Below are 8794 nucleotides of genomic sequence, written 5' to 3' on the forward strand. Positions count from 1 at the left end.
AGTTTTTCCGGATTGGCAATTACTCTCATCACTTCACCCATTGCTGCACCGTGTCAATCAATTTCAATACTTTTTTTCGTCAGCATAAATCCCTTCACTTAATTCTCACTTGATTCGGCAGAGTGACAAAAGAGGGGTATGTTAGATGCGGCCAAAGAAGCCTGTGGCTTTACTCAAGGCAAAACGAGAGCGTCTTTAGATAGCGATAGAATGCTGACGTTATCCTTAATTAAGCTGATTGAGATTATTGGCGAAGCAGCATCTAGAGTTTCAAAGGAAAAGCAAGCTGAGTTATCTGAGTTGCCTTGGAGTCAAATCATTAGCATGAGAAACAGATTGATTCATGCTTATTTTGATATCGATCTAGATATTCTTTGGCAAACTGTGTATGAAGATTTAAACCCACTGATTACGGAATTAGAAAAAGAGATTGATTAATTTGTGACTATTACCTATTACCGATTTTTCAATTGATTTAATCGCTCGATCGCGTCTCCCAAGGCAGAAGTTAAATTCTGGCGAGTTTGGGTATGTTGCTCCTTTTCAGTTTGCAGAGCTTGGGATAGGCTGTTGACCGTTTGCAAGAGTCGATCGCGCTCTTGTACGATCTCTACTAACTTAGCCTTCATCTCCTCCACAGACTCAAGCTTCTCTACCTCCTCTTCCACGGGGGCAACTTCCCCCGATAACTGGGGTTGGGGTTGCTGCAAACTCTGCAACTGACCTTTAAGCCGTTTGATTTTTTGCCCGGCTAGTTTGGTATCATTTCGGCGTTGTTGAGCCTCCGTTTGATACAAGCGCTGCCAATTGGCAGCACTCGCATAGGCCCGATCGCACTCTTGTTGCAGATCCCTCATTTGCTCTTGCAATTGACGAATTTGCTCTAACCACTGTCGGATATCATCAGCCATAGAACCATTCAATTAACGTGGGGGGAGCTGGTAACACAATCATCACTAAAATCACCAAAGCCAATAATCCCAAGAAATCCCGCACATTATCCAATTCTGTCACATCATTTAACGCCGGTTCATCGGCGATCGGCATTAACAATAAAAAGATCGCCCACCAGAGGAACTCCTGATGCAAAAATGCCAAAATCAGCACCAATAACCGAGAGATCTGACCAATAGCGACGGCTGTTCGTTGACCAAACATGGCATGAACCACATGGCCACCATCCAACTGACCCACGGGAACTAAATTCAAGGCTGTAATCACTAAACCCAAAAAGCCAGCCACGGCTACTGGATGCAAATTCACCGCCATATCGGTCGTTAACTGATTTCCCAGGGCAATTTTACTGAGGATAGCTAACAGCACCGTCGCTTTAGGATTGAGAGAATCAAAATTAAACATGCTGGTATTTTCCGAGGCAGAAATCACATCGGACTGGGACAACCCCCACATAAAAATGGGAATCGTGACCATCAAACCCGCCAAGGGGCCAGCAATTCCCACATCGAACAGAGCCTTACGATGGGGTATGGGGGAGCGAATTTGGATAAAGGCTCCAAAGGTTCCTAGGAAAAAAGGAATGGGGATAAAATAGGGCAGAGTCGCCTTAATTTTGTATCGACGAGCCATGAGATAATGGCCCAACTCATGGATACCCAAAATGGTCATGAGGGCGATCGCATAAGGCAAGCCGGGAGCCAAAAGACTGGGATTTTCCAGCAATAAATTGGGATTCTCTTCGACTTCTGGGGACACGAGATCGGAAAAAGCCAGAGTTCCCATGAGTGTGGTGGTTAAGATGGTTAGAGCCAACAATCCTAAAGCCATCATCGGTCGAGTCAGACGAGGTTGGGGAGATTTCGCCTGAAACTGGGGATTGGGAATTAAGACAAAAAACGGCTTATCTTCAAACCCTTCTTGAAACACAATCAAAAAGCGATCGCCAAAGTGAGCCTCGATTTTCTCCCGCACTGTCTTATAGGCTACGTCTGAAGAGGTACGCAACTGACCGCGACAAACCACCACCTGTCCCTTACATTCCGTCTCATGGAGAGCATAGGCAGACCACGGAAAACACTGTTCCAATTGGCGCTGTTCTTCCACGGTCAAGGCAGGGGGAGGGGCAACCTTGGACTCCTGCTCTGACTCAGCAGTCTCCCGATTCGGTGGCGAAGACCGGCCGACCTGAATCAGATACAAATACAACAGAGAAGAAAAAACAAACAAGGCAATCATCACCCCCAAAGGCGGCGCTCGATCTTCCCCTTGAACCCATATCCACACTGTCCAGGCCAAAGCCGGAGTCATCATCACCAACCACAAGATCCACACCGGAGTGCTTGTGCTGCTGGCCACACCACGCTGCACAATAAAATAAGTGATCAGTCCAAGCAACAATAGAAATAACAAAGTCATGGCATCTTTAAATCATGCAAATCCCAAGGAGCAGAGCCAGCCTCCAAAACAACCTAGAGTTATTTTAGAAAACCGATTTGCCTTTCCCCCCAATCGAGAGATCTTGGGCGCAACCTCCTATTTTATTGTAGGCAACTCAGCGAATATCCTCATTGACTGTCCCGCTTGGAATCAGACAAACCAAGACTTCTTACAAAACCAAGGAGGAGTAAAGTTCCTGTTTTTGACCCATCGGGGAGCGATCGCCAAAGTTCGTGAAATTCAACAAACGTTTAACTGTGAAGTTATCATCCAAGAACAGGAGGCTTATCTTTTACCCAATTTGAGTGTAACCCCATTCCAGCACGAATTAACGTTTTCTGACGAACAAATCCAAGCCTTATGGACTCCGGGCCATTCTCCCGGATCGTCGTGTCTCTACGATCCGGCCCTAGGGGGAATCTTATTTACCGGTCGCCATCTACTCCCCAATGCACAAGGCTATCCCACCCCCCTACGCACGAGCAAAACTTTCCACTGGAAGCGACAATTAGCCAGCGTCGAACGGTTGTTAGATCTATTCAAAGATAAACCCCTAGAATATATCTGCCCCGGAGCGAATACCGGCTTACTGCGCGGTCAAGGAGTCATTCGAGGATGGGGAGATAGGGGGATGAGGGAGGACACAGGGACACGGGGGCACTGAGACACGGAGATCGCTTGTTGCCTATTGCCTATGGCCTTGCCCCCATTCCCCATTCCCCAGTTACACTAAAATTATCCACTAATCTATTTTTGGGCGATCGCACCACCCGATCTGACGCTATGAACAGTTCTCAATTCAAAACTATGGCTCAAACCTTCAAACGCAAAGGAATGTCCCTGGGCGCGACTTTGGCCCTGAGCAGTTCCTTACTGTTCACCTGGAGCCTCTTAAATCGTCCAGTCCAGGCTCAGTCCCAGCAGCTCAGTTATACCCAATTGTTGGAAAAAATTGAAGCGGGAGAAGTAGAGTTTGTAGAAATTGACCCCACGAAGAACCGCGCTCAAGTGACCTTAGACGGATCGCAAACCAAACAAGAGGTCATCATTTTTGAGCGTAATCCTGAATTGATTGAAGAACTCAAGGCCAATAAGGTGAAGTTTGGGGAACAAGCCAGCGCGGATAATCGCATGGTGGTCAGTAGTGTAGCCAATTTGTTATTAATCCTGTTGGTGGTAATCGGATTAATGATGATCGTTAAGCGCTCTTCCCAGTCGGCGGGCAACGCGTTAAACTTCGGCAAATCTAAGGCCAAATTCCAGATGGAAGCCAAAACTGGAGTGGTGTTTAATGATGTTGCTGGAGTGGAGGAAGCTAAGGAAGAGTTACAAGAAGTCGTCACCTTCTTAAAACAACCGGAGCGGTTTACAGCCATTGGCGCGAAAATTCCTAGAGGAGTGTTATTAGTCGGACCTCCTGGAACCGGGAAAACCCTGATAGCAAAGGCGATCGCGGGTGAAGCCGGGGTTCCCTTTTTCAGCATTTCCGGTTCCGAGTTCGTGGAGATGTTTGTCGGTGTGGGCGCTTCGCGGGTAAGGGATTTGTTTAAGAAAGCCAAGGAAAATGCCCCCTGTTTAGTCTTTATCGATGAAATTGATGCCGTTGGTCGTCAACGGGGTGCAGGTATTGGTGGGGGTAATGATGAACGGGAACAAACCCTCAACCAATTGTTGACAGAAATGGATGGGTTTGAAGGCAACAGTGGCATTATCATCATTGCCGCTACGAACCGCCCGGATGTGCTGGATCAAGCTCTTTTGCGTCCCGGTAGGTTTGACCGCCAAGTAATGGTTGGTTTGCCCACGTATAAAGGCCGATTAGGGATTTTAGAGGTTCATGCTCGCGATAAGAAAGTTTCGGCTGATGTCTCTTTAGAGCTTATTGCCCGACGCACCCCTGGGTTTTCCGGGGCTGACCTAGCTAATGTTCTCAATGAAGCTGCTATCCTCACCGCCAGACGGCGGAAGGAAGCCATAACTCCTCTGGAAGTGGAGGATGCGATCGATCGCGTTAGTATTGGTATGAGCCTCAAACCCCTACTCGATAGCAAGAAAAAGCGTTTAACTGCTTACCATGAAATTGGCCATGCTCTATTAAGAACGTTACTTAAAAATGCTGACCCCCTCAACAAAGTCACGATCATTCCTCGATCTGGGGGAGTGGAGGGATTTTCTCAAGGAGTATTGAGCGAAGAAAACTTAGATAGTGGTTTGTTCAGTCGTGGGTGGCTACTCGATCGCATTACTATTCTTCTTGGCGGACGAGCAGCCGAAGAAGAAGTTTTTGGTAGTGCTGAAGTAACGGCTGGAGCTTTTGGTGATATTGAACAGGTAGCCAAACTCGCCAGAGAAATGGTTACCCGGTGGGGAATGTCAGATTTGGGGCCTCTCGCCCTAGAAAGTGAAGGAAATGAAGTATTCTTAGGCCGGGATTTAATGACTCGTTCCGAATATTCTGAGGAAATCGCCACCCAAATCGACCATCAAATTCGGGAAATTGCCGTGCGTTGCCATCAACAGGCTCGCAAACTCCTACGGGAGCATCGCCCCCTAATGGATAAATTGGTTGATATTTTATTAGATCAGGAAACCATTGAGGGCGATCGCTTCCGACAAATTGTCACTGACTACCAGAAAAATACACCCAGCTCGCCGGTTGATTTGGTGAAAGCTGGCAGCGCTTAATCAGATACAAATAGAGACAGAGGACGCTTCTGAGTCAGAAGCGTCCTCCTTGTGTGGAAATACAAAGGGTTGGTATTTAATGCTCTAGATGGAGTTTATCTAGCTCATGGATGAGCCACTGCGATCGTAAGCTTCATTAAGTCTGCCAACGGGTTTACCTTGAATGTTATTCCAGTAGTCACCGGTTTGATCGAGTCCAACTTCAGCAGCGGAGCGGTTGAGCATGGACTGTTGGCGGTTTTTCACGAGGTGATGGTGGCGGTTCATTAAAGCGCGAGCTTGATCGTTAGTCGATAACATAATCGTTTCTCCAGTTGTTTTATTAAGTTCTTTTTACCTTACAGTTTTAACTATATCAAATATTTTTGTATTCAAGGCTACAAAATATTGTTTTTTAACAAAAATTAATGATTATACTCAGAGAGACAACCCCCCATGGATAGATATGGAGGATCTCTATATGGGGATTTCAACGATCAACTCTGTTCCCTGACCCGGTGTAGAGTGACAATAGAGTTTACCCTGGTGTTGTTCAGTAATGATTTGATAATTGACGTAGAGTCCGAGTCCATTATGGTGTTGTTTGCCTAATTTCGTGGTGAAAAAGGGCTGAAAAACTTGCCTTTGCAGAGCTTCTGATATCCCTACTCCATTATCAGCAATGCAAAGCCTCACCCATTGCTCGTCAATACAGGAAGTAGAAATGCGTAATATTTTTTCTTCTACAGACTGTTCTTCTAAAGCATCGATCGCATTATTCAAGATATGCATCATTGCCTGGTTCAGTTGTCGAGGATAGCAGGAGACTAATGGAAGGTTGCTATATTCACGGATAAGGGTAATCTGGGGGCGATCGCCATTGGGATTGAGGTGATGTCCCAAAAACAATAAACTACTCTCAATGCCTTCGTGCAAATCCACCGTTTTGTAATCCGATTCATCCAAGCGAGAAAATTTGCGCAGAGATTGTACAATGGTTTGGATGCGATCAATACCCACTTGACTAGACCTGAGCAGTTTCTGAAGATCTGCCCTCAAAAACTCTATATCGAGCGTCTCAACCAAGTTGTGTATGGTTTCCGGTGGATTCGGATACTGATGTTGGTAACCTTTAATGACTAAAGAGTAATGGAAAAGAAAACAGCAAAACTGATGTACCCGACTTCAAAATTATCTTTTTATACATGTCAACTTGCATCCAATAAATTGGCAAGATACTCTAGCGTCCCATATAACTCTTGTATCTTATCAATTGTGTAGTTTTTGTCATGTTTAGTAAACACATCAGCATGCAAACGTCCGAATTGCCATAAATTTCCATCAGTAACAATACCATATACTTCCTTATTTTCATTCTTATTGATTTTTTGTGAAGCAACTAGCTCGGCTAAACATTGTCCCCATCCTTGCTCAAAGTCATTCTTTTTTGCTTCAACGACTATGAGAATCGGAGTTTCAAGAACTGTTTTGCCCAACGACGATCGCTTAGAAAATATATAGTCGGGTGTTCCACACAATACTTGGTCAAAAGATATGTTTTTTTGTATCCAAAATGAGTAATTACTTCTATGGTTTTTATAGACTGCCCTGAGCAAGGGAGATATAATTAGTTCACACCGAGCCGCTTCTGATGAAAAAATATCAATATTTTCTTGGTTAAACTCAAATTCTTCCAGCAAATTTTGAGGGACAGGGATGTCACTATTCGATATAAATAAACTTTCAGTATACCGAATATTGTATGCTTTTTGAACTTCAGAAATGCTTTTGAATTGACTAAATGGCATGGGGAATTACCTTGCTTGATGTTATAGAGCGTGGTATATCTATATCAATCCTATCGAGCTTTTTGAGGTTTCCAGTCATAAAGATAGACTACGGCTAAATAAGCCCAGGGATAGGGGCTGTTTGGCTCTAGGGTAGTGAGGACATCTAAGGCGGCGATCGCCCCAGCAAATCTTGACGAAATAGCCACGATAGCACTAAAGTATAGAACCAGTCTACTCGCTTAGGATCTTGTTGAAAGCGATCTTACCTTAAGCGATCGCCTTTAATATAATAACAAGAATTATGCCCATCGTTAATGAGTAGGGTGAGTTATTAACTGAGCCTACTTACTTCTCCCGAGTATTACGATCAATAGCAATGATAAATAATCAACCTATTTCTATTTCCTTATTTACCGGAGCCTATGGACTCGATTTAGGTCTAGAACAAGCTGGTTTTATTACAGTAAGTGTAGTTGAGAAAGAAATCAATGCAATCAAGACCATTGCTCTGAATAAACCTTTTCTTAAAAATAGCGCTATTCCTAGAGCAATAGAACAAGTGACGGCACAAGAATTACTTGAAGAAGGAGGACAAGTTTTAGGTTTAGGTCGTCCTCTACAACCAGGTGACGTGGATTTAGTAACGGGTGGGCCGCCTTGTCAACCCTTTAGTACAGCCGGAAAAAGAGGTTCTGTGCTAGACCCTCGTGGTAGCTTATTCATGGATTTTATTCGGATTGTTAAAGAGGTAAAACCTCGTTTTTTCTTAATGGAAAATGTCAAAGGGTTACTTTCTGCTCCTCTACGCCATAGACCGATTAATCAACGTGGAAAAGATTATCCTCCTTTAAGCAAGGATGAAATGAAAGGTGCGGCTTTGGAGGTGGTACGCTTAGAAATGAAGAACATAGGCTATCAAGTGGTTTACAATGTTTTAGAAGCCGCAGATTATGGTGTACCACAAACCAGACAACGTGTCATATTTCTGGGTTCCAGAGATTTTGAATCTGTTACTTTTCCTCTGCCAAAATATTCCAAAAATGGTAAAAACTTACCTAGATGGCGGACTTTAAGAGAGGGTTTAAAAGGGTTAGAGGATTTAGAACCAGAATTTATACCCTATTCACAAAATCGCCTCAAGTATTTAAAATTATTGAAAGCTGGACAAAATTGGAAATATCTACCAGAAGATGTAAAACAAGAAGCTATGGGAGGCGCTTATCATTCAGGAGGAGGAAAAGTCGGTTTTTATAGGAGACTATCTTGGGATAAGCCCTCCCCAACCATAACAACAAGTCCAAATCAAAAGGCTACAGATATGTGTCATCCTGTGGAACTGCGTTGCTTAACGGTTCGTGAATCTGCAAAAATTCAAACTTTTCCTGATGATTGGATTTTCTATGGTTCCACTATGTCTAAATACAAACAGATTGGCAATGCAGTGCCGGTTCTATTATCCAAAGAAATAGGGGTTTATCTTTTTAATTTAATTCAAGGACACCAAGAAAAAGGTCAAAAAATTGCTGAACAACTTTCTCTGTTTTCTTGATCTTGTCTAGCAATAGATATATCACTACCTATTGAGCCGCAAGTTTCTTAAAAGCACGATAGATTGTTTGTAATATATTTTTTATCCAGGGTTTGTCGAATGTATCGGATATTTGATGTGCAGAAGTATCATTGTTTTCAATAAGTCTTTTTTGATATTCCAAAAAATGCAAAACATTTTCTCCAAGGTTATTTACTTTGGTTTGTTTAATCAGTTCTAACGCTTGCTTAAATTGACTACTCCTACGCATAAGATCAATCTTAAGGGGTGACAAGGAGGCTAAAAACTAGACTGTATAAGGGATAGAGCCTGTAGCCCTTGGGGAAAAAACCACCGCTTATGAGGTTTGCACTCCATTAATTCTTCAGCTAAAGAAGAGCCACATTGGAAGGAGTAA

11 protein-coding genes are annotated in these 8794 nt (G+C 43.7%); 4 read left to right on the plus strand and 7 right to left on the minus strand.

Going from position 1 to position 8794, the window contains the following annotated elements; translation table 11 throughout:
* The first annotated feature begins 138 nt into the window (after positions 1-138).
* On the plus strand, positions 139-438 hold the full coding sequence (locus J7545_RS00550) for a DUF86 domain-containing protein (protein ID WP_318698031.1): 300 nt from the start codon (positions 139-141) through the stop codon (positions 436-438).
* 17 nt (positions 439-455) lie between these two features.
* On the opposite strand, the gene J7545_RS00555 is transcribed toward J7545_RS00550, so the two are convergent.
* Together J7545_RS00555 and J7545_RS00560 are read right to left on the minus strand one after the other, a co-directional pair.
* On the minus strand, positions 456-911 hold the full coding sequence (locus tag J7545_RS00555) for a hypothetical protein (protein ID WP_318698030.1): 456 nt from the start codon (positions 909-911) through the stop codon (positions 456-458).
* Positions 904-2373 carry a site-2 protease family protein gene (locus tag J7545_RS00560; RefSeq protein WP_318718987.1) on the minus strand — a complete coding sequence of 490 codons (1470 nt, stop codon included), beginning with the start codon at positions 2371-2373 and terminating at the stop codon, positions 904-906. Before J7545_RS00560 ends, J7545_RS00555 begins: the two co-directional genes overlap by 8 nt.
* Between J7545_RS00560 and J7545_RS00565 the strand changes: the two genes are divergently transcribed.
* Positions 2372-3058, plus strand: coding sequence for an MBL fold metallo-hydrolase (locus J7545_RS00565; RefSeq protein ID WP_318718988.1), 687 nt, complete (start codon positions 2372-2374; stop codon positions 3056-3058). The genes J7545_RS00560 and J7545_RS00565 overlap by 2 nt on opposite strands.
* 119 nt (positions 3059-3177) lie before the next feature.
* Positions 3178-5079, plus strand: coding sequence for an ATP-dependent zinc metalloprotease FtsH (gene ftsH / locus J7545_RS00570; RefSeq protein ID WP_413039275.1), 1902 nt, complete (start codon positions 3178-3180; stop codon positions 5077-5079).
* A 99-nt stretch (positions 5080-5178) separates the two neighbouring features.
* Here the strand turns inward: ftsH and J7545_RS00575 are convergent, their stop codons facing one another.
* From J7545_RS00575 to J7545_RS00590, 4 genes are all read right to left on the minus strand, one after another.
* Positions 5179-5379 carry a hypothetical protein gene (locus J7545_RS00575; protein ID WP_318700393.1) on the minus strand — a complete coding sequence of 67 codons (201 nt, stop codon included), beginning with the start codon at positions 5377-5379 and terminating at the stop codon, positions 5179-5181.
* Between the two features lie 156 nt (positions 5380-5535).
* Complete coding sequence (locus tag J7545_RS00580; RefSeq protein WP_318718990.1) at positions 5536-6078, minus strand: HAMP domain-containing sensor histidine kinase; 543 nt, start codon at positions 6076-6078, stop codon at positions 5536-5538.
* A 188-nt stretch (positions 6079-6266) separates the two neighbouring features.
* On the minus strand, positions 6267-6866 hold the full coding sequence (locus tag J7545_RS00585; protein ID WP_318700395.1) for a hypothetical protein: 600 nt from the start codon (positions 6864-6866) through the stop codon (positions 6267-6269).
* Between the two features lie 50 nt (positions 6867-6916).
* The gene (locus J7545_RS00590) at positions 6917-7054 is read right to left on the minus strand and encodes a hypothetical protein (RefSeq protein WP_318700396.1); all 138 of its coding nucleotides are present in this window, start codon (positions 7052-7054) and stop codon (positions 6917-6919) included.
* Between the two features lie 170 nt (positions 7055-7224).
* On the opposite strand from J7545_RS00590, the gene J7545_RS00595 reads away from it, so the two are divergent.
* Positions 7225-8397 carry a DNA cytosine methyltransferase gene (locus J7545_RS00595; RefSeq protein WP_318700397.1) on the plus strand — a complete coding sequence of 391 codons (1173 nt, stop codon included), beginning with the start codon at positions 7225-7227 and terminating at the stop codon, positions 8395-8397.
* Positions 8398-8425: 28 nt separating this feature from the next.
* Here J7545_RS00595 and J7545_RS00600 read toward each other — a convergent pair whose 3' ends face one another.
* A complete protein-coding gene (locus tag J7545_RS00600) occupies positions 8426-8647 on the minus strand; it encodes a hypothetical protein (protein ID WP_318700398.1) in 222 nt (73 codons plus the stop codon).
* Positions 8648-8794 lie beyond the last annotated feature (147 nt).

The organism is Roseofilum sp. SBFL, from assembly GCF_017746885.1.
Classification (GTDB): Bacteria; Cyanobacteriota; Cyanobacteriia; order Cyanobacteriales; family Desertifilaceae; genus Roseofilum.

What these genes read in the sequence shown, in the direction of transcription:
- J7545_RS00575 (WP_318700393.1), bottom strand. Translation starts at nt 5,379, where the DNA reads ATGTTATCGACTAACGATCAAGCTCGCGCTTTAATGAACCGCCACCAT.
- J7545_RS00585 (WP_318700395.1), bottom strand. Translation starts at nt 6,866, where the DNA reads ATGCCATTTAGTCAATTCAAAAGCATTTCTGAAGTTCAAAAAGCATAC.
- J7545_RS00555 (WP_318698030.1), bottom strand. Translation starts at nt 911, where the DNA reads ATGGCTGATGATATCCGACAGTGGTTAGAGCAAATTCGTCAATTGCAA.
- J7545_RS00565 (WP_318718988.1), top strand. Translation starts at nt 2,372, where the DNA reads ATGGCATCTTTAAATCATGCAAATCCCAAGGAGCAGAGCCAGCCTCCA.
- J7545_RS00560 (WP_318718987.1), bottom strand. Translation starts at nt 2,373, where the DNA reads ATGACTTTGTTATTTCTATTGTTGCTTGGACTGATCACTTATTTTATT.
- ftsH (WP_413039275.1), top strand. Translation starts at nt 3,178, where the DNA reads ATGAACAGTTCTCAATTCAAAACTATGGCTCAAACCTTCAAACGCAAA.
- J7545_RS00595 (WP_318700397.1), top strand. Translation starts at nt 7,225, where the DNA reads ATGATAAATAATCAACCTATTTCTATTTCCTTATTTACCGGAGCCTAT.
- J7545_RS00600 (WP_318700398.1), bottom strand. Translation starts at nt 8,647, where the DNA reads ATGCGTAGGAGTAGTCAATTTAAGCAAGCGTTAGAACTGATTAAACAA.
- J7545_RS00550 (WP_318698031.1), top strand. Translation starts at nt 139, where the DNA reads ATGTTAGATGCGGCCAAAGAAGCCTGTGGCTTTACTCAAGGCAAAACG.